We start from the raw sequence: 210 nt of genomic DNA on the forward strand, positions 1-210 counted from the left end.
AGTTCTCTATATCAAATCTACCTGATTGAAAATCAATCCTTTCTAAGTAATTAGGTTGATCTCCAAATAGTTTAACTCGATTATCATCATTAGCAAGCTCGGTAAACTTTTTCATGTATACATCGGCCTGATCATATTGCTCGGCAGCTTTTAAGGTCTGAGCATATCGAAAATAATACTCCGCCTCTGCCTCACTACTGTAATCATCAA

The 210-nt window shown here is 36.2% G+C and carries 1 pseudogene; it reads right to left on the reverse strand.

Annotated features, from left to right (window positions below):
• Positions 1-210: pseudogene (locus ACXAGJ_RS24865) on the reverse strand (OmpA family protein); the annotation flags it as partial.

Source organism: Aquimarina sp. AWH4_224, assembly GCF_056160245.1.